Source organism: Nocardioides albidus (assembly GCF_006335005.1).
GTDB classification, from domain to species: Bacteria; Actinomycetota; Actinomycetes; order Propionibacteriales; family Nocardioidaceae; genus Nocardioides; species Nocardioides albidus.
This window is the reverse complement of sequence record NZ_VDMP01000024.1, coordinates 203,801-223,164: the sequence shown is the minus strand read 5'-3', so window position 1 is coordinate 223,164 and position 19,364 is coordinate 203,801. Positions and strand designations below refer to the sequence as shown.

The following is a 19,364-nucleotide window of genomic DNA, read 5'->3' as shown; positions in this document are numbered from 1 at the left end:
CGCTGGAGTTACCTGCCGGTATTGCCGCGCGCGGCGTGACGTCGGGCACGAGACGCGAGACGCGGGTCACGGATCGAGGCTCGCCCCGTCGTCAGTCCGCCGGCAGCAGAGCCGCGGCCGCGCCGCGCAGACCTACGGCGAAGAAGCCCTCGTCCGTGTCGGTGTACCAGACCTGGCGACGGGCGATGTCCCACGCGGGCTGCGACATCGCGGAGGCCCCGTCGGGCCCGGGCTGGTTGAAGTAGCCCACCTCCCGTGGCCGCTCGACGTCGGAGATGTCGAAGAGCCGCAGCCCCGACCCGACCATGGAGCAGGCCGCGATCCTCGGGTCCTGCCGGGTCGGCAGCGAGCAGTAGTGCCCGGTGTAGCTGCGGACGATCGCTCGGGCGCCCGGATCGCCCATCACCTCGGCCCGCAGCGCCGGATCGTGCACGTCGAGCCGCACGTTCGACACCACCACGGGCGCCCGCGGGTCGGTCACGTCGATGATCCGCGCTGCGCCGACCGGGCTGGAGGCCGCATTGAAGCGGGTGATGTCGCCGAACAGGTCGCTGAACTCGTCGACCTCGAAGACGTACCGGCGATCCCCCCGCGTGAACGGCTCGGCCACCTGCGGGATCGACGACTCCTCCCAGGTCAGCCGGGAGAGCGTGCGGATCCGCGGATCGGGTCGCCGGTCCTGGATGTCGGAGACGTCGAGGATGTCGAGCCCGGCATCCTCGAGGACGCTTCCGCTCAGGAGTCCCGGGCTGCCGATGTTGGCGACGTACATGGTGCGACCGTCGTCGGACAGACGCAGCCCGTGGTAGACGACGCCGGTCTTGGTGTGCAGGACGCGGGGCCGGCCCGGGTCGGTGAGGTCGACGGCCGTCAGCGTGAAGCCGGCGGCGCCGGCCGTCCAGAACGTCCGGCCGTCCGGGGCGAAGCCGCTCTCGTGTCCCATGACGCCGGACAGGGTCGTCGACCTGAGCCGCGGCTTGCGGCAGTCCTGGCTGATGTCGTAGACGTCGAGGACGCCGGGCGCGGTCGCGAGGGTGCCCATCACGGCGGCGAGCAGGCCGCGCTCCTGGTTGACCAGCAACGACTCGTGGGGCTGGAGCATGGCCGGCGTGATCAGGTTCGCCGTCTTGACCGGGTGGGCCGGATCGGACATGTCGAGCACCACCACGCCGAGCCCGGCCCCGCCGGTGAGGACTCCGGGAAGGTTGAGTCCCACCATCAGCGCGGAGTCGTAATAGGCGCAGGTACGCCCCGTCACGTCGGTGTAGCGCTGCACCTTGTAGCCACCCGAGCCCAGCACCGAGCGCTTGCCGTGGCGGCCCACCTCCACGGTGTTGCAGCGGTAGCCCTGGCGGGCCCGGCCGGACGTGTAGTCGGCGGCCGGCACGCGGCCCTGGTGCGAGGTCTCCGCGAGATCGCCGGGGGCGCACGACGCCTCGGGGACGCCCCCGAGGGAGAGATCCGCCTGAGACGACCCGGCCGTCGCCACCGCGCCTGCCGTCATCAGCGCGGCCGTCAGGGTCGCCAGCAGGAGCCTGCGGGGTCCCGTGCGTGAACGCCGAGCCGCGGTCTCGTCAGCCATGTCGACCCCCATGTCGTCTCGGGCGAGCGCCGTGGCGCCTACCCTCGCACGCGCGCGGCAGGTCCGTCGAGGCCCGAACAGCAGGTCAGGCGACGCTCTTGCCCAGCAGCGCCAGCTCCTCCTGCAGATAGGTGATCAGGTTCCAGATGTCGGGCACCAACTCGGGCGTCCCGACCAGCCCGAAGTCGATCCGGTCGCGGTAGGACTGCAGCGTGATGTTGAGCCCGATCCCGTCGTTGATGATCGACACCGGATAGTTCGCCTCGAGGAGAGCGCCGGCGTAGTACAGCGGCTCACGCGGTCCGGGCACGTTGGAGACGACCACGTTGAACGGTGGCGCGACGGTGTCGGCCCAGCGCAGGTTCGCCGCGGCGTCGGCGACCAACTGGGCGGCGGCCGGCGCCGCGAACTGGCTGAAGTCCTGCAGCAGGTGCGCCGGGAGCGCCGCGTGCTGGTCCTTGGCCGCCCGCATCGCGTCGCTGGCGGCGGCGAGGCGAGCGAGCGGGTCCTCGAGCTGGGTGGCGAGGGGGGCCACCATCGCGGAGACCTGGTTGCCCGCCTTCCCCGCGTCCTCGGCCGTGCGGATGGAGACCGGCACCATCGCGACGATCGGCTTGTCGGGCAGCTCGTCGTGGTCGATCAGCCAACGACGGAGCGCACCCGCGCACATCGCCATGACCACGTCGTTGAGGGTGCAGCCGTGGGCGTCCTTGACGGCCTTGACGTCGGAGAGCGCGACCGACCCGAAGGCCCAGTTCCGCTGGGCGCCCAGAGTGGCGTTGAACGAGAGCCGCGGAGCGCGGCCCGGGGACTTGAGCACGGTCCGCCACGCGTCGGTGCCGCCCAGGCCGAGGCTGCGCGCCATCCGGGTGCCCTCCTTGCTGACCTCCATCCACAGCCGCGCGCCGTGGGCGGGCTTGGAGAGGACGCCGAGCCAGCCACGGCCCCACATCTCGATCGGGGTCGGCACCGTCTCCGCCGTCGTGGCCGTCGGCGGCTCGGGGTCGGGGCACGCGGGATCGGTCGAGAGCAGGGTGCTCATGATGTGCATCCCCGACTTCCCGTCGACGGCCGCGTGGTGCAGCTTGGTCATGATCGCGACCCGGCCGCCCTCGAGCCCCTCGATCACGTAGAGCTCCCACAGCGGCTTCGACCGGTCGAGGTGGCGGGCGGCGAGCCGCGCCACCTGCTCGGCCAGCTGACGGTCGTTGCCCGGCGCCGGCAGCGCGATGCCCCGCACGTGGAAGTTGAGGTCCAGGTCCGGATCGTCGACCCAGTAGGGCCGGTCGATGCCCAGCGGCACCTCCACCAGCCGCCATCGCAGCGGGTCGAGCAGGTGGATCCGCGCGGCGATGTAGTCGCGGATCGTGTCGGCGTTGATCGGCTGGTCCGCCGTCGACGGGTCGAGGACGACGACTCCGTTGACGTGCCCGTAGGTCCGTGCGTTCTCCATGTGCAAGAACGTCGTGTCCACCCCGGTGAGCTGTCGCATGGCTGGCCCTTCCCTCTCAGCTCGGCGTTCCGACCGGCTTCTCGATGGCGCGCTTGAGGATCTTCCCGGTCGCGCCCTTGGGCAGGTCGTCGAGGAACCAGACGACGCGCGGGTACTTGTACGGCGCGACCCGCTCCTTGACGTACTGCCGGATCTCGTCCTCGCTGACCTCGGCACCCGGCTGGAGCGAGACCGCCGCGCCCACCTCCTCGCCGTGGGTCTCGTGCGGCAGTCCGATCACGGCCGCCTCGCGCACGGCCGGGTGCTCGTAGAGCACCTCCTCGATCTCCTTGGGGTAGACGTTGAAGCCGCCGCGGATGATGAGCTCCTTCTTGCGGTCGACGATGTAGTAGAACCCGTCCTCGTCGACGCGGCCCATGTCGCCGCTCTTGAACCAGCCCTCGTCGTCGATGGCCTCGGCCGTCGCCTCCGGCCGGTTCCAGTAGCCCTTCATGATGTTGTGGCCGCGGATCCAGATCTCACCGATCTCACCCGTCGGCACATCGGCTCCGTCCTCCCCCACGACGCGGAACTCGACGCCGGGGATCGGCGTGCCGATCGAGCCGACCCGGGCCTGGTCCTGTCGGTTGAAGCTCGCGACCGGCGAGGTCTCGGAGAGCCCGTAGCCCTCGAGGACCCTGGCGCCGAACTTCTCCTCGAAGGAGCGCAGGACCTCGGCCGGCAGCGACGCGCCCCCGGACGTGCACACGCGCAGCGCGGCCACCGCGGTCGGGTCGGCGTCCGGGACGTTGGCGAGGGCGGTGTACATCGTCGGAACGCCCTGGAAGATCGTGGCGCGGTCGCGAGCCATGACCTCCAGCACCGCGACCGGGTCGAAGCGCGGGACCAGGGTGAGCATCGCGCCAGCCGCCACCGCGGTGTTCAGGCCGCAGGTCAGGCCGAACACGTGGAAGAGCGGCAGGCAGCCGACGATGACGTCGCCCGGACCGATGCTCATCAGATCGTCCATGCAGATCCGGACGTTGCGGTCCAGCCCGCCGTGGGTCAGCTCGGCGCCCTTCGGCGTGCCGGTGGTGCCGGACGTGTAGAGGATGACCGCGGTGTCCTCGGCCGCCTTCGCGACGGCGGGGGCCGGGTCGGCGTCCGCGAGGCTGGCGAGCAGCCCGGGCCCGACCTGCTCGACCCGGCATCCGTCGGCCGCCTGCCCGGTGTCCTCGTCGCTCACCGAGGGATGGGCCCAGAGCAGGCTCATGCCGGAGTCACCGGTGTAGTGGGCGATCTCGCGTCCCTTGAGCAGCGGGTTCATCGGCACGACGATTGCTCCGAGCCGCAAGGCCCCGTAGAACAGCACGGGGAACTCCAAGACATTGGGCAGCATGAGTCCGACCCGGTCACCGGGTGTGATCCCGAGCGCGGCCATCCGGCCGGCGGCTCGGCTCGCGAGGTCGTCGAACTGCTGGAAGGTGAGGGTCACGTCCTGCAGGCGCAGCGCAGGCTCGTCGGGGTGACGGGAGGCTGTTCCCGTGAGGTTGTCGGCCAGGTTGCTCATGGTGCTCTCTCTGGTGGTGGGATCGGGAGGGGGCGGACGGGTCAGGTGGTGAGGATCCCGCCCTCCACCGGAAGCGTGATGCCGGTGCAGTAGCCACCGGCGTCGCTGGCGAGGAAGAGCAGTGCCGCGGACAGCTCGTCGTGGTCCCCCAGCCGGCCCATCAGGGTGCGGGGCACGACGGTCCTCTCGACGTACTCGCCCTCGAGCACGTCGGTCATCTCGGATGCGAAGTAGCCGGGTGCGATCGCGTTGACCCGGATGCCCTTGCGCGGCGTCCACTGCTGCGCCAGGTCGCGGGTCAGCCCGATCACGCCCGCCTTGCTCGACGCGTACGCCGCCTGCGGCAACCCCATCGTCGTCAGGCCGAGGACACTGCTGATGTTGATGATGGAGCTGCCCGGCTGCATGACCCTGCCTGCCGCCTGCGCCATCCAGTAGCAGGCGTTGAGGTTGAGCTCGACCACCGAGCGGAACTGCTCCGGGGTCTCGCGGGTGGCGGGGACGGCGGTGCCGACCCCCGCGTTGTTGACGAGGACGTCGACGCGGCCGAAGGCCTCCATGGCGGCGCCGACCAGCCCCTGGCAGTCCTCCGGACTGGTCACGTCGGTCCGGACGGCGATCGCCTTGCGACCCAGCGCCTCCACCCGCGCGACGGTGTCGGCGAGCTTGTCCTCGCGGCGGGCACCGAGGGCGACGTCGGCACCGGCCTCGGCCAGCGCGACGGCGAAGCTGACCCCCAGCCCGCTGGAGGCACCGGTCACGACCGCGACCTTGCCGTCGAGCCGGAACTTCTCGAGTACTGCCATGTCAGTTTCCTTCCAAGAGGTCGTCGAGGCCGACGGCGCTCATCGACTCGAATGTCTGGTCCGCGAGGTGGGCCAGCATGATCAGGTCCTGCAGCGCACCGGACCGGTCGCGGAAGTGGTCGCGCAGCAGCGCCTCCCCGGTGAAGCCGAGGGCGAGGAACATCTCGATGATCCGCTCGTGGGCAGCGGGCACCTCGACGACGACCTTCCGCTGCCCCGAGCGCAGGGAGTGCGCCAAGGCGTGCTGGGCGAGCGAGCGGCCTATCCCCCGGCCCCGACCGGCCGGGTCGACGACGAGTCGGAGCTCGCCCACGTGGTCGGACCATCCGGTGAGGGGGAGCAGCGCCGCCAGGCCCACCACCGTGCCGTCCGGCTCGACGTGGACCCACCGCCGGCCAGGTGCGTCGGGCCATGCCGCGACCGCCTGGGGCGAGACGTCCTCCTTGATGAAGGTGAGGTCGCTCTCGGGCAGCCGCGCGAAGAGCTCGCCGACCGCCGGCACGTGGTCGGACCGGAAGTCCTCGATGGTCATGACACCGCCTCGCTTCGCTGCTTCAGGAAATCGATCACGACAGGGAGCGTGTTCTTCGCCGCGGTCCGACCGACCATCAGGCCGACATGGCCCGCGTCGAGGCGCAGCTCCTGCCTGTCCTCGGAGCCGACGAGTGAGACGAGAGGAGCCGCCGCCGGCTCGGGGATGATGTGGTCACGCAACCCGAGGACGTGCAGGAAGGGGACCCGGATGTCGGCCAGCCGGACATGGTCGCCGCCGAGGAAGACCCGGTCGTTGACCAGTGCGTTGTCCTCGACCATCCGCTTGAACTGGCGGGCCACTCCCCCGGGCAGCGGCACCTGGTCGTTGCCCCAGCCCGCCATCGCCTGGTAGGCAGTCACGAACTCGTCGCTCCACATCTTCTCCAGCAGGTCGACCCGGCCGGTGATCTCGCCCATCGGCGCGAGGGAGCGGAAGCCCTGCAGGATCACGGAGGGCGGGACCATGCCGTCGACGCCCAGCACGTCCTCGAGGTCCGAGCGCGCCATCACGTCGGTCATCGGGCCCAGTTGCTGCAGGTCCGCCGGCGTGGTCAGCACGGTCAGGCTGCGCAGCGGGGAGTCGGGGTGGTGCGCGGCATGCAGCGTCGCCAGGACGCCGCCGAAGCAGTAGCCGAACAGGTTGATGCTGTCGTCACCGGACAGCTCGCACACCCGGTTGATCGCCGCGGGGATGTAGGAGTCGACATAGTCCTCGAGCTGGTTGGCCGCATCGCGCTCGTCGGGCACGCCCCAGTCGAGCATGTAGACGTCGAACCCGGCCGCGATCAACTGCTCGATCACGCTGTTCCCGGGACGGAGGTCGAGGATGTAGGACTTGTTGAAGAGGCTGTAGATGATGAGCAGCGGCGGGCGCAGCGACACCTGATCGCTGCGGTAGTGCCACAGCTCGGTGCGCCCGTGGGCCCACACGACGTCCTTGGGGCTCAATCCGACGTCGGTGCGCTGGATGCCGGTCGCCATCCGGATCCCGTTGCGGGCCCGGAGCGCGTTGCGCTCGACCTCACGCTTGATCCGGTCGATCGTGCTCAGACCCGGTAGGGACACCACGGCGACTCACCCCCTTCGCCTTCGCACGCTCCTTCTCGAGCTCGATGGTCAGCAGCCGGACCTCACGGTCGAGGGCACCGAGCTGGCGGCGCAGGCGTTGGACGTCGGTGCCGGCCGGCAGGTTGACCGCGTGCCAGCACCGGGCCTGGAGCTGCTCGACCTCGGTGCGCACCTTCTTGTTGACGACCGTCACGGCGGCGGCCACGCGCGCGAACTCCTCGGTCCGGATCACGCTCGAGAGCAGGGGGGAGGCAGTCTGCTCGATCGCGTTGTAGACGTCACGCAGGCCGGGAAGCGCCATCAGCGGACCGCCCCGCGCACCCCGTCGGCACCCGCAGTATCGCGGCGACCGCCTGACGCAGCTTCTTCGGATCCGGCGTCTCGCCGGCGATCACATCGGCGTAGACGTAGGTCTCCGAGATACGGACGAGGAGATAGGCCGTGTCGTGGACGGAGAGCGGAGGAGCCAGCCGGCCGGCCTGCATCTCCTCCCGCAACAGCAACTCGAAGGCGGCGACGAGGCGGCTCTGGAACGGACTCGCCCGCGTGGTGAGCAGCCGCAGCGCCCGCTCCGAGTCGGTGCGGACGAACTCCACGAACGAGGAAGCCCCCATCGTGGCCTCGGCGAACCGTCCGATGGCGTCCACCAGGCGTGGACCGCCCCGCTCCCCCTCGGCCGCCTCGGCCGCCCTGCGCAGCGTCGGCTCGGTGACCGACCAGATCACCTCCGCGAGCAACGGGTCGCGACCGCCGACCCAGCGGAACAGCGTCGCCCGGCTCACGCCGAGCTCCGCCGCCAACTCGCTCATCTCGACACGGCGGCCGGCGAGGAAGGTGCGACGCGCTGCCCGCAGCGCGCTCAGCGCGTCCGGACGGGGCTCCTGCTCGCCGAGCATCCGCGACAGCGTCGTCGTGCTCATCCGGCTCCTCCCAACCGTCGCCATGTGACCCGCGTCTCATGGCGAGAGACACTACTGATGTATGTCACGTCCGTGCAACACATTCGACAATGAGTCATCACCAACCTGACTGCGACTCTGCCGGCCGCCCGTCACCCGGTGTAGGGGATCTCGCTGCTCCAGTCCGCCTCGTCCTGGTCGATGGCCGCGCGGAGCGCCCGGGCGACGTTGTCGGGCGCGAACGGACCCTCCTTCTTCAACAGGCCGCGGACGGTGACCGACACCGCCCGGATGCCGTCGTCCTTCAGGGTGACGTCGATGCTGCGCACGAGATTCTGCAGCCCGGCCTTCTGCACTCCCAGGGAGGCGGCACCGGCCCATGGCGAGTCGGCGGCCATGCTGCCGGTGACGGTGACCCGGCCGCCCGGTCCCATGAACGGGCGGGCCGCCTGGAGCACCGAGAGCAACGCGCCGACGCCGAGGTGGACGTCCGCGAGCAACTCGTCGGGGGTCAGGCTCAGCGGGTCCTTCTCGCGGTACGCCGACGGGTTGAAGTGCACGACGTCGAGGTGCCCGACGTGCTCGGCCATCCGCGTCACCGCTGAGCGGGTGGCCGTGTCGTCGGTGAGGTCGACGACCGTCGAGCCGGCGAGGGCGCCGGCGGCCTCGACCTCGGCCCGCAACCGCGCGAGGACGTCCTCCTCGGTCCCGAGCAGGCCGACCGAGCCGCCCTCCGCGGCGTAGAGGCGGGCGAGCGAGCCGCTCACCCCGGGTCCGGCTCCGGCGATCAGCACATTGCGGGTCATCGAGGCAGCGTAGTGCGCTAGCCGGCGCAGTCGTCCAGGTCAGCCCGCGCCACGACCTCGCCGTCCCGGACGACGACCTGGTCGGGAGCGAGCGACGCGAGCTGGGCCGGGGTGAAGGACACCTGGGTGGCCTCGGCGTCCTGGTCGGAGTCCGACGCGGACAGGACGTACGTGGAGTCGTCCTCGAGCGCGATCTCCTCCGGGCCGCGCCAGCCGTCGTCGGCGGAGCCGAGGACGAGCTCGACGGTCCCGTCGCGCTCGGTCGCGGCCCGCCAGGTGCCGAGGACCGGGTTCGGCTCGTCGTCGGCGAGGCCGGTGCGATCGCCCAGCAGCTGGAGCGTGTCGATCCCGCCGGTGCAGACGCGGACCACCGCGACCGGGCGGCCGTCGGCACCGACGGTGACGGCCGTCGTACCGATGACGTCGGCGTCGACGGCGTTGCCGCAGGCAGCGAGAGCCGCGACGGTCGAGGTGAGGGCGAGGACGAGCGGGGCGCAGGTGCGCAGCATCGAGATCATGCTCCGATCCTGCGCACCCCCGCTCGGATCCGGCTGAGTACGCGGCCTCAGCCGGGAGTGGCTCCGGGCTCAGATGCCGGCGATGCCGTCGAGCTTCTTGACCGTCGCCTCGAACTCCGCGACCAGGTCGGCGACGACCTCGGCGACGGGGCGGACCTCGTTCATCCGGCCGACGATCTGCCCGACGGGCATGGAGATCACGTCGGGGTCGCCGGAGGCGTTGATCCGGTTGTGGGCGTCGGCGACGAGGAGGTTCTGCAGGGGCATCGGGAGCGGCGCCGGAGCACCCTCCTCCGCCCAGGCCTCGGTCCACTTCGTCCTGAGCAGGCGGGCCGGCTTGCCGGTGTAGATCCGGGTGCGCACGGTGTCGGACGAGGTGGCCCGCAGGAAGGCGGTCTCCCAGCCCCTGTTGCCGGCGAGGTTGCGGTACTCCTCGGTGCCGAGCCAGATCGAGCCGGTCCACACCCCCTGCGCGCCGAGAGCGAGGGAGGCGGCGATCTGCCGGCCCGAGCCGATGCCGCCGGCGCCGAGGACGGGGACCTCGGGGCCGACGGCGTCCACGATGTCCGGGGTGAGCACCATGCTGGCGATCTCGCCGGTGTGGCCTCCGGCCTCGTAGCCCTGGGCGATGATGATGTCGACGCCGTTGGCCACGTGGCTCAGCGCGTGCTTCGGGGCGCCGGCGAGCGCGGCGACCTTGAGGCCCGCCGCGTGGCACTGCTCGATCACGTCGACCGGCGGCGAGCCCAGCGCGTTGGCGATGAGCACCGGGCGGTGCTGCAGCGCCACGTCCACGTGGGACCGGGCGACCGAGTGCAGCCAGCCGAGGACGCCCTCGCGGCCCTCGCCCTCCGGCAGGGGCGGGACCCCCAGCTTGAGGAGGGTCTCGTCGACGAACCGCCTGTGGTCCTCCGGGATGTACGACGACAGGTCGGCCGAGGTCCCCTCGGTGGGGATCTTCATCGGCATGACCACGTCGACGCCGTACGGCTTCCCGTCGGTGTTCTCGTCCATCCAGGTCAGGACCCGCTCGAGCTCGTCGGTGTCGTTGAACCGGACGCAGCCGAGGACGCCGAGCCCCCCGGCGCGCGACACGGCAGCCGCGACGTGCTCGGAGGGGGTGAAGGCGAAGATCGGGTACTCGATGCCGAAGGCATCGCACAGCGCGGTGTGCATCAGGCGTTGGCTCCTGTGGTCGTGTCGTCAGGGTGGAGCGAGGCAAGGGCGAGCTCCTTGGCCCGGGGGTACTGGGCCTTGCCGGTGGCGTTGCGCGGGATCTCCGGCACGAGCGTCAGCGCGCGCGGCAGCTTGTAGCCGGACAGGTGCGCGCGCAGGAAGGTCCGCAGCTCGTCGAGCTCGACCGTGTGTCCGGGCCGCGGCTCGACGACGGCCGCCACGGTCTGGCCGTACTTGTCGTCGGGCAGGCCGACCACCAGGACGTCGTACACGCCGGGGTGGGCCTTGATCGCCTGCTCCACCTCCTCCGGGTAGACCTTCTCGCCGCCGGTGTTGATGCAGTTGGAGCCGCGGCCGAGCAGGGTGATCCGGTTGCCCTCCTCGATCCGCGCGTTGTCGCCGGGGATCGCGTAGCGGACGCCGTCGATCTCGACGAACGTCTTGGCGGACTTCTCGGGGTCCTTGTAGTAGCCGACCGGCACATTGCCCGAGCGGGCGGTGCGGCCCACCCGGCCCACGTCCCGGACCGGGTCGAGGATCTGGTTGTCGTCACCCAGGATCACCGTGGTGGGCGGGATCGAGACGACCGGACCATCGGTGGACAGGGCGCTGGCGTCCTGCAGGCCGGTGCCCTGGAACCCGGTCTCGGAGGACCCGACGGAGTCGGTGAAGACGGCGTTGGGGAAATGCCTCATCCACCGCTCCTTGACCGACTTGGAGAAGATCGCGGCGCTGGAGGCGATGGCGAACAGGGTCTGCCCGTCGAACCCGCCGGCCTCGTAGGCGTCGATCAGCGGGATCGCCATGGCGTCGCCGGTCATGAAGAGCATCTGCACCCCGTGCGCGTCGACGAGCTCCCAGGTGCGGACCGGGTCGAACTTCGGCTCGAGGATGGTCACCTGGCCGGCGAACAGGTGCATGAGCAGCGATGCCTGGGCCCCGCCGTGCATGAGTGGGCTGAGCGGCAGGGTGACCAGGCCGCCCTCGAGCGCCTTCTTGGACTGGTCGTACTCCTCGAGCGGCTCGGCGGTCATGAAGTCGATGCCGCCGCCGAGCACGCGCCAGAAGTCCTCGTGTCGCCACATGACGCCCTTGGGGAACCCGGTCGTGCCACCGGTGTAGATGATGTGGATGTCGTCGGGGCTGCGCTCGCCGAAGTCGCGGGCGTCCGACTGCCCCTCGAGCGCCTCCGCGAGGGTGACCCCGCCGAACGACGCGAGATCGCTGGCGTCGTCGGGCTCCAGGGGATTCGGGATCGCCACGAACGTCCGCAGGCCGGGGATCCTGGGTGCGACCTCGGCGACCAGCGGGGCGTACACCCGGTCGTGGACGAGGCCGACGAGGTCGGCGTTGTCGAAGAGGTACTCCAGCTCGCCGGCGACGTACCGGTAGTTGACGTTGATCGCGACGGCCCGCACCTTCAGGATCGCGATCAGCGCGACGACGTGCTCGATGCTGTTCTTGGCGTAGAGCCCGACGTGATCGCCCGGTCCGATGCCCCGCGACTGCAGGAAGTGGGCGAGACGGTTGGCCTCCGCCTCCAGCTCGGCGAAGGTGATGACGCGCTCGCCCACCTGGACGGCGGGCTTGTCGGGAACGGCGTCGACGGCGTGCTCGAAGAGATCGGCGATGTTCAGGGCCACGACGCCGAGACTAGAACACGTTTCACTTTTTCGCTAGCGTGGTTCACATGACTGACTGCCTCGTCGAGCAGGACGGCCACAAGCTGGTCGTCACCATGAACCGTCCGGAGCGGCGCAACGCCCTCTCCAGCGAGATGCTGCGGATCATGGAGGGCGCCTGGGACCGGGTCAACGAGGACCCCGAGATCCGGGTGTGCATCCTCACCGGCGCCGGCGGCTACTTCTGCGCGGGCATGGACCTCAAGGCCGCCGACGACAAGCCCCCGTCGGAGAGCTTCGAGTCCGGCGCCTACGACCCGACGACGATCAAGGGCCTGCTCAAGGGCTTCCGACTCACCAAGCCGCTCATCGCCGCCGTCGAGGGTCCGGCGATCGCCGGCGGCACCGAGATCCTGCAGGGAACCGACATCCGCGTCGCGGGCGAGTCGGCGAGGTTCGGGGTCGCCGAGGCTCGGTGGTCGCTCTATCCCCTGGGCGGCTCCGCCGTACGCCTGCCGCGCCAGATCCCCTACACGGTCGCGGCGGAGCTCCTGCTGACCGGCCGCACCCTCGGCGCGGCCGAGGCCCGCGAGCTCGGCCTGATCGGTCACGTCGTCCCTGACGGCGAGGCATTGGCGAAGGCGCACGAGATCGCCGACCGGATCGCGGCCAACGGCCCCCTCGCCGTCCAGGCGATCCTCAAGACGATGCGCGACTCCGAGGGGAGGCACGAGGACGACTGCTGGGCCGACGACGCCAGGATCGGCGCCGCCGTCTTCTCCTCCGACGACGCCAAGGAGGGCCCGCGGGCGTTCCTCGAGAAGCGCGCTCCGGAGTTCCACGGGCGGTAGCGGCGCGACGACCCGCCGGGGGTCAGTGGCGCCGGCCGGCGGCATCGGCCGTCCGCACCGGGAGCCCCGTCCCCCGCGGGCCGCGCATCACCAGCAGGCCGATGGCCGACCACGCCCCGAACATGACGACGAGGCTGAGGTCGTGCCAGGGATCGGGCTCGAGCGCGAGCGCGGCGAACGCGGCCACACCGGACACGACGAGCGCCGGGGCGACACCGGGCGCGGGCGGCCGTCGACGCAGGGACAGCCCCCAGGTCACCGGCCCGACCGCGAGGAGCAGCATCCCGAGCAGGAAGGGGACGAACGCGAGTCCTGCCGGCTCGCCGTCGACGACTCCGGTCACCAGGACCGCCGCGGCGAAGAGGGCCAGGAGTCCAGCACCCGCCACCGTCATGGCCGCGCCCACCCGGGCCGGCCTGGTCCGGCTCACCATGGCGCGGCGCAGTCCGCTCGCGGCGACGACGAGCAGCACGAATCCCGCGAGCGAGACGAGCAGCAGCACCGCGAACAGCGGCACGCTGGTCAGGGTGCCGTCGTCGCGCTGGGGGTTCAGCAGCCACTCGCCCTCGACCCCGGCGGTCATCAACAACCCTGCGGCGAGCGCGGTGCGCCCTGTGGGCACGAGGTGAACAGCCATGACTCTCTCCCTTCTCGGCCGGCGACTCCCGCCGGTGGCATGACGCTAGGTCTGCGGGGCGGGCCGGCGCGTCCGCCACGGGAGCGGTCTTCGGGTCCGCCACGCAGCGGATGCCGGGGCCCGGCCGATCCACCGCATTGCGGATGTGCGGGCACGTCGAAGTCACTACCGTCGACACATGTCACGGGCCCGACTGCTGCAGCTCCTCGACGTCGTCGTGGTGCTGACGCTCGCGCTCACCGCTCTGATCCAGGTGGCCGCCCTTCCGGGACCCGACCTCCAGGGCGGCCGCACCGTGCACGCCGTCCTCGTCGTGGCGTTCACCCTTCCCCTCCTGCTGCGTCGCCGGTACGCCGCGGCCGTCTTCGTCACCGTCGTCGCCGCCGCCTGGCTCCAGTTCGAGCTCGGGGGCGGCCTGGGCCAGCCGTTCTTCGCCGCGCTGCTCGCCCTGTACTCGGTCGGGGCACACGCATCGATGCCGCTGGCAGCAGTCGGCCCGGCCGCCGTGGTCGCCCAGGCCGCGCTGGCCGACGTGCCCCGACTGCGCGCGGGCGAGCCCGTCGACGAGGTCGTGCCGGCGTGGTTCATCCTCCTCGGGGTCTGGGGATTCGGGCGCTGGATGCGCCATCGTGCCTCCGAGGCGGCCGCGATGACCGAGCGCGCGGAGTCCGCCGAGCGCGACCGGCTGGAGCAGGCGGCGCGTGCCGTGTCGGCGGAGCGAGCCAGGATCGCGCGCGAGCTGCACGATCTGGTGGCCCACAGCATGGGGGGTGATCGTCATCCAGGCACAGGGTGCCCAGCGGGCGATCGACACCACGCCGGAGCAGGCCAGGGCGGCGTTGCGGTCGATCGAGAGCACCGGACGCACCGGGCTGGAGGAGATGCGTCGCCTGCTCGGCCTCCTTGCCGAGGATCCCGGCCAGGAGGCGGTCACGACCACCCGCTCCCAGCCGACGCTCGCCGAGGTGCCCGACCTCGTCTCCCGGGTGCGCGACGCAGGCCTGCCGGTGGACCTGCGGGTGGAGGGCGACGTCCGCAGGCTGGCCCCCGGACTGGAGCTCACCGGGTTCCGGGTCGTGCAGGAGGCGGTGACCAACGCCTTCAAGCACGCGGGCGCCGTACCCGTCGCGGTGTGCCTCCGCTACGGGGCGACCGCTCTGGACATCGACGTCACCGACGTCGGTGGCGCTGCGGATCAGCAGGCGACGAGTGGCGGTCAGGGACTGATCGGCATGCGCGAGCGGGTGCGTCTCTATGGCGGAACCCTCGACGCCGGGCCGTGCCCGGGTGGCGGCTTCGCGGTGCATGCACGGCTGCCGACGGAGGTGGAGCCGCTGTGATCAAGGTCCTCGTCGTCGACGACGAAGAGCTCGTGCGCACGGGTCTGCGGATGATCCTCGACGCCGAGCCCGACATCGAGGTCGTCGGCGACGCACGCGACGGCGACGAGGGGGTCGCCCTGGTCGGCCGACGACGGCCCGACGTGGTCCTGATGGACATTCGGATGCCGACGATGGACGGCGTCGAGGCCACCCGCCGGATCTGCGCGGGCGGCACCGGAGCGAGAGTCGTCGTCCTCACCACCTTCGACCTCGACGAGCACGTCTACGCGGCGCTCGCGGCCGGAGCGAGCGGATTCCTGTTGAAGGACGCGCCCGCCAGCCAGCTCACCCACGCGATCCGGGTCGCCGCCGCCGGCGACGCCCTGCTCGCACCCAGCGTCACCCGGCGGCTGATCTCCCGCTTCACCGAGACACCGGACCGGACCCGACCGAGCCTGCCCGACGACCTGACGCCCCGCGAGGCCGAGGTCCTCTCGCTCCTCGCCGAGGGCCTGTCGAACGCGGAGATCGCGGACCGGCTGGTGCTGGGCGAGGCGACGGTGAAGACGCACGTGGCCCGCGTGCTCGCGAAGCTGGGCGTCCGCGACCGCGTGCAGGCGGTCGTCCTCGCCCACCGCGCCGGTCTCGCCCGTTGAACCCCGCCGGCGATCGCGGGATGCCGCGAGGAGTCGGAGGGGTCGGACGGGGGAAGGGAGGGGGACATGAGCGCTCTTCCCCTCTTCATGATCGTGATCTTCGCGATCGTCCTCGGAGGCATTCTCGTGCTGTTCCCGATCGCGATCGTCACCTCCTACCGGAAGGCGGCCGAACGCCGTGAGGGGCTGGCGCGCTTCGCCCACCAGCGCGAATGGGAGTTCCGGGCCGACGACCGCGCGCTCGTCGACCGGTTCACCGGCGCGCCCTTCGGCCGCGGCAGCGGGCGGTATGCGACGAACGTGATCATCGGCGACCACGACGGCCGCCCCTTCACCGCGTTCGACTACCAGTACGCCAGCACGCGCGGCGAGAGCAACAACCAGCACTTCTACTCCGTCGTCGCGCTGAACCTCGGCGTGCAGGCGCCCGATCTGTCGGTCGGGCCGACCACGCTGCTCAGCGGCTGGGTCGACGGCCTCACCGGTCGGGACATCGAGATCGGGGACCCGGCGTTCGACGCCCACTTCACCGTGCACTCGCCCGCGCCCGAGTTCGCCGCCGACGTGCTCCTCTCCGACGTGCGCGAGGTCATGCGCCACCACCCGGGCGAGGCTTGGCGGATCACCGGCGACTCGCTGCTGGTGATCCGGTCGGGCCGGCACGTCCCGGCCGACATCGACGCCCGGCTGCACATGATGGACGCGCTGCTCGACCGGGTGCCCGATCGGGTCTGGGACCGGCTGCGTGGGGAGCAGCCCCGCTGACTCAGCGGAGCATCCTGCCCAGCAGCCCGTACCGCAGCACCACCGCGAGGTGCGCGGCGAGGGCCACGAAGAACACGAGGTGCGATCCCACGTGCACGGCGAGGAGGTCGTGGGCCCCGAACGCGAGCAGCAGGCCGCTGAGCGGCATCGCGAACAGGGCACCCAGGAGGCCGACCTCGCTGGCGTGCAGTGTCCGTCGACCCGCAGGACCCAGCCGCGGATCCCACGGCGGCAGCGGCGTCGACCGGCGCCAGCCCAGCCGGACGAGCGCCAGCCCGAGCAGGACCAGGCCGAGGGCCACATGCAACGGCGACGGGCGGCCCTCGGCCTGGTCCTCGATCCGCTCCTGGCGCGCCTCGCACCGATCCTCGAGCCGGTCGAGCCGGTCATCCTCCGCGTCCGAGGTGTCCCCGCCGCTGCGGTCCTCGCCTGCCGGGTCACACTCGACCCGGTCAGCGCGGCCGTCCGTGTCCATCGTGTAGCCCACGACGAGCTGAGCGGCGAGGAGCACCACGGTCAGCCAGTGCAGCGCCCGGGTGACCACCCCGTAGCCGTGCTCACCGTTGCGCAGGCGCATGAGTCCTTCCTACCGGACGCAGCGGCGTCCGGGGCGGCGGTCAGCCGACCGAGCGCTCCCCCGTCCAGAACCGCGCCCGCAACGCCTTCTTGTCGGGCTTGCCGAGGGCGGTGAGGGGGAGGGCATCGACGGCGATGACGTCCTTCGGCGCCTGCACCGACCCCTTGCGCTCCTTGACCGCGGCCTTGATCTCGTCGACCACCGCATCGGTGAGCTCGTGTCCCTCCCGCAGCACCACGACGGCCGTCACGGCCTCGCCGAACCTCTCGTGCGGGGTGCCGATGACGCCTACCTGCGCGATCGCCGGATGCTCGGCGATCACGTCCTCGACCTCGCGGGGGAACACGTTGAAGCCGCCGGTGACGATCATGTCCTTGGTGCGGTCGACGATGTACCAGAAGCCGTCCTCGTCCTCGCGGGCGACGTCGCCGGTGTGCATCCAGCCGTCGCGGAAGGTCTCCGCGGTCGCCTCGGGCAGCCGCCAGTAGCCGGCCGCCAGCAGCGGGCCGGACACGCAGATCTCTCCCGGCTCCCCCGGCGCCACCGGGGTGCCGTCCTCGCCGAGCAACGCCGTCCTGACGTACGCCGAGGGCCGTCCACACGACGTGAGCCGGCTCTCGAGCGGTCTGCCCTCGGCGTCGACGTGGTCGCCCTTCGCGAAGTAGCTGATGACCATCGGAGCCTCGGACTGGCCGTAGTACTGGGCGAAGATCGGCCCGAACCTCTCGATCGCCTCCTTGAGCCGGACCGGGTTGATCGCGGAGGCGCCGTAGTAGACGGTCTCGAGCGACGACAGGTCGCGGGTGCGCGAGTCGGGATGGTCCATCAGGGCATAGAGCATCGTGGGCACGAGCATCAGCGAGTTGATCCGCTTCTCCTCGATGGTCGCGAGCACCTCCGCCGGATCGAACCGTGCCGACACGAACAGCGTGCCGCCCTTGAGCACGACCGGGACGAAGAAGGCGGCGCCGGCGTGCGAGAGCGGCGTGCACATCAGGAAGCGCGGCTCCTCGGGCCACTCCCACTCCGCCATCTGGATCTGCGCCATCGTCGAGAACGCGCGGACGGTGCCGACGACGCCCTTGGGCTTGCCGGTCGTGCCTCCGGTGTAGGTGATGGACGTGATGTGGTCGGGCTCGAGGAGGGCGGCCTGGACGGGCCCGGGCTCGAACGACGCCGCGACCTCGGTGAGGTCGGTGCCGACCTCGACGAGCTCCGGCGGCACCGGTCCGATGGTGAGGACCTGGTCGAGGCCGGGGCACTTGCCGAGCAGCTCGACGGCGCGTCCGGCGAAGGAGGGATCGACGACCAGCGTGGTGATGCCCGCGTCGTTGATGACATAGGCGTGGTCGTCGGCCGAGCCGAGGGGGTGCAGCGAGGTCCGCTGGAAGCCCTGGGTCTGCCCGGCGCCGAGGATGAAGAGCACCTCCGGCCGGTTGAGGGCGAGCAGCGCGCCCGGCGTACCGCGGCCCGCGCCCAGCGACTCGAACGCCTGGACGTACTGAGAGATCCGGTCCGCTGTCTCCTTGCCGGTCAGCGTCACGTCCCCGAGGTGCACGATCGGGCGGTTCGCGTGCCGCTTGAGGGCGGCGACCATGAGGTGTCCGTTGTGGGCAGGAGTGCGGAGCGTGTCGGTCACCCCCGCAGATTAGAACGTGTTCTATTTGTCCGGCAAGGGCTCAGCCGGCGAAGCGCTCGACCGGGGCGACGAGGGGCCGCACGCCGCCGAGCCGGCGGTGGAACCGCACCTGGTCGGCATGGGCGTCGAGCGCCTGCCACAGCGCCCGGTGCGCGGCCCAGGGCAGCGGGTCGTCGCCGCTGGCCCACCGCTCGCCGAAGCTGATCCACACCGGCACCCACGTCGCCGCACAGTCCCAGGCGCCGCGCTGCGCCTCGACCAGTCGACGACGCACCTGGAACGCCGTGCGCGGCCCGTCGACGCAGATCGGCGCGCTCCGCACCGGCCACACCCACAGATCGAGCTCGACCAGCTCCAGCTCGAGGTCGGGCAGCAGCGCAGGATCGACCAGCACCGTGGCGACGTTCTCGTGCGGCTCGCGCCTCATGTCGAGGACGGTAGCCCGCGGCGCCGACGGCGACCAGGCTCAGGCGAGCAGCTCGGCGATCTGCCGGACCTCGGCGGCGCTGCGGCAGGACAGCAGCAGCGTCGTCACGCCGGTCTCCTCCCACTGCGCGACGCGCTCGCGGACCTCCGGCGGCGTGCCGATGATGTGCATGTCGTCGACCAGCTCGTCGGGGATCAGCGCGGTCGCCCTGTCCTTCTCTCCGGCCAGATAGAGCTCCTGCACCTCGTCGGCGAGCTCCTCGTAGCCCATCCGGGCGAAGACCTGCTTGTGGAAGTTCTGCTCCTTGGCGCCCATGCCGCCCATGTAGAGCGAGACGTAGGGCTTCATCGCTCCGATCACCGCCTGCTTCTGCGCGGCATCCTCGACGATCTGCAGATGGCAGGTCGCGGCGATCTCGAAGTCCGCACGGGTACGGCGAGCGCCCGGGCGGGCGAAGCCCTCGTCGAGCCACGGCTG

General features: G+C 71.3%; 21 protein-coding genes and 1 pseudogene. 5 read left to right on the top strand and 17 right to left on the bottom strand.

Going from position 1 to position 19,364, the window contains the following annotated elements:
- Positions 1-91: 91 nt before the first annotated feature.
- From FHP29_RS12015 to FHP29_RS11960, 12 genes are all read right to left on the bottom strand, one after another.
- A complete protein-coding gene (locus FHP29_RS12015) occupies positions 92-1,582 on the bottom strand; it encodes an LVIVD repeat-containing protein (RefSeq protein ID WP_139623088.1) in 1,491 nt (496 codons plus the stop codon).
- Between the two features lie 85 nt (positions 1,583-1,667).
- On the bottom strand, positions 1,668-3,074 hold the full coding sequence (locus FHP29_RS12010) for a WS/DGAT/MGAT family O-acyltransferase (RefSeq protein ID WP_139623087.1): 1,407 nt from the start codon (positions 3,072-3,074) through the stop codon (positions 1,668-1,670).
- Between the two features lie 16 nt (positions 3,075-3,090).
- Positions 3,091-4,584 (bottom strand): long-chain-fatty-acid--CoA ligase, encoded by a 1,494-nt coding sequence (locus FHP29_RS12005; protein ID WP_139623086.1) that lies wholly within the window; start codon positions 4,582-4,584, stop codon positions 3,091-3,093.
- 41 nt (positions 4,585-4,625) lie between these two features.
- Positions 4,626-5,390, bottom strand: coding sequence for an SDR family NAD(P)-dependent oxidoreductase (locus FHP29_RS12000; protein WP_139623085.1), 765 nt, complete (start codon positions 5,388-5,390; stop codon positions 4,626-4,628).
- Position 5,391: 1 nt separating this feature from the next.
- Positions 5,392-5,922: a GNAT family N-acetyltransferase gene (locus FHP29_RS11995; RefSeq protein WP_139623084.1), complete on the bottom strand. Its 531-nt coding sequence runs from the start codon at positions 5,920-5,922 to the stop codon at positions 5,392-5,394.
- The gene (locus tag FHP29_RS11990) at positions 5,919-6,992 is read right to left on the bottom strand and encodes an alpha/beta fold hydrolase (protein WP_205014051.1); all 1,074 of its coding nucleotides are present in this window, start codon (positions 6,990-6,992) and stop codon (positions 5,919-5,921) included. The genes FHP29_RS11995 and FHP29_RS11990 overlap by 4 nt, the downstream gene beginning before the upstream one ends.
- Positions 6,946-7,293, bottom strand: coding sequence for a hypothetical protein (locus FHP29_RS11985; RefSeq protein ID WP_139623083.1), 348 nt, complete (start codon positions 7,291-7,293; stop codon positions 6,946-6,948). Before FHP29_RS11985 ends, FHP29_RS11990 begins: the two co-directional genes overlap by 47 nt.
- A complete protein-coding gene (locus FHP29_RS11980) occupies positions 7,271-7,912 on the bottom strand; it encodes a QsdR family transcriptional regulator (RefSeq protein WP_205014049.1) in 642 nt (213 codons plus the stop codon). The genes FHP29_RS11985 and FHP29_RS11980 overlap by 23 nt, the downstream gene beginning before the upstream one ends.
- 131 nt (positions 7,913-8,043) lie before the next feature.
- Positions 8,044-8,697: an SDR family oxidoreductase gene (locus FHP29_RS11975; protein ID WP_139623082.1), complete on the bottom strand. Its 654-nt coding sequence runs from the start codon at positions 8,695-8,697 to the stop codon at positions 8,044-8,046.
- 17 nt (positions 8,698-8,714) lie between these two features.
- Positions 8,715-9,215: a hypothetical protein gene (locus FHP29_RS11970; RefSeq protein ID WP_139623081.1), complete on the bottom strand. Its 501-nt coding sequence runs from the start codon at positions 9,213-9,215 to the stop codon at positions 8,715-8,717.
- Positions 9,216-9,284: 69 nt separating this feature from the next.
- On the bottom strand, positions 9,285-10,391 hold the full coding sequence (locus FHP29_RS11965) for an NAD(P)H-dependent flavin oxidoreductase (RefSeq protein WP_139623080.1): 1,107 nt from the start codon (positions 10,389-10,391) through the stop codon (positions 9,285-9,287).
- Positions 10,391-12,034, bottom strand: a complete 1,644-nt coding sequence (locus FHP29_RS11960; protein WP_139623079.1) for an acyl-CoA synthetase — start codon at positions 12,032-12,034, stop codon at positions 10,391-10,393. Before FHP29_RS11960 ends, FHP29_RS11965 begins: the two co-directional genes overlap by 1 nt.
- 47 nt (positions 12,035-12,081) lie before the next feature.
- On the opposite strand from FHP29_RS11960, the gene FHP29_RS11955 reads away from it, so the two are divergent.
- Positions 12,082-12,864, top strand: coding sequence for a crotonase/enoyl-CoA hydratase family protein (locus FHP29_RS11955; RefSeq protein WP_139623078.1), 783 nt, complete (start codon positions 12,082-12,084; stop codon positions 12,862-12,864).
- 22 nt (positions 12,865-12,886) lie between these two features.
- On the opposite strand, the gene FHP29_RS11950 is transcribed toward FHP29_RS11955, so the two are convergent.
- Positions 12,887-13,501 (bottom strand): hypothetical protein, encoded by a 615-nt coding sequence (locus FHP29_RS11950; protein ID WP_139623077.1) that lies wholly within the window; start codon positions 13,499-13,501, stop codon positions 12,887-12,889.
- Between the two features lie 178 nt (positions 13,502-13,679).
- Between FHP29_RS11950 and FHP29_RS23245 the strand changes: the two are divergent.
- The 4 genes and pseudogenes from FHP29_RS23245 to FHP29_RS11930 form a co-directional block, all read left to right on the top strand.
- A pseudogene (locus FHP29_RS23245) lies at positions 13,680-14,072 on the top strand (DUF7134 domain-containing protein); the annotation flags it as partial.
- A 199-nt stretch (positions 14,073-14,271) separates the two neighbouring features.
- Positions 14,272-14,841, top strand: coding sequence for a sensor histidine kinase (locus FHP29_RS11940; protein WP_158296552.1), 570 nt, complete (start codon positions 14,272-14,274; stop codon positions 14,839-14,841).
- The gene (locus FHP29_RS11935; RefSeq protein WP_139623330.1) at positions 14,838-15,479 is read left to right on the top strand and encodes a response regulator; all 642 of its coding nucleotides are present in this window, start codon (positions 14,838-14,840) and stop codon (positions 15,477-15,479) included. Before FHP29_RS11940 ends, FHP29_RS11935 begins: the two co-directional genes overlap by 4 nt.
- A gap of 66 nt (positions 15,480-15,545) precedes the next feature.
- Positions 15,546-16,244 carry a type III secretion system chaperone family protein gene (locus tag FHP29_RS11930; protein ID WP_139623075.1) on the top strand — a complete coding sequence of 233 codons (699 nt, stop codon included), beginning with the start codon at positions 15,546-15,548 and terminating at the stop codon, positions 16,242-16,244.
- Position 16,245: 1 nt separating this feature from the next.
- On the opposite strand, the gene FHP29_RS11925 is transcribed toward FHP29_RS11930, so the two are convergent.
- The 4 genes from FHP29_RS11925 to FHP29_RS22700 form a co-directional block, all read right to left on the bottom strand.
- On the bottom strand, positions 16,246-16,821 hold the full coding sequence (locus tag FHP29_RS11925) for a cytochrome b/b6 domain-containing protein (RefSeq protein ID WP_139623074.1): 576 nt from the start codon (positions 16,819-16,821) through the stop codon (positions 16,246-16,248).
- A gap of 40 nt (positions 16,822-16,861) precedes the next feature.
- Complete coding sequence (gene fadD8 / locus FHP29_RS11920; protein ID WP_139623073.1) at positions 16,862-18,460, bottom strand: fatty-acid--CoA ligase FadD8; 1,599 nt, start codon at positions 18,458-18,460, stop codon at positions 16,862-16,864.
- Between the two features lie 40 nt (positions 18,461-18,500).
- Positions 18,501-18,887, bottom strand: a complete 387-nt coding sequence (locus tag FHP29_RS11915) for a hypothetical protein (protein ID WP_139623072.1) — start codon at positions 18,885-18,887, stop codon at positions 18,501-18,503.
- A 39-nt stretch (positions 18,888-18,926) separates the two neighbouring features.
- Positions 18,927-19,364, bottom strand: a 438-nt coding sequence (locus FHP29_RS22700; protein WP_240044459.1) for an LLM class flavin-dependent oxidoreductase, incomplete at its 5' end; no start/stop codon positions are given.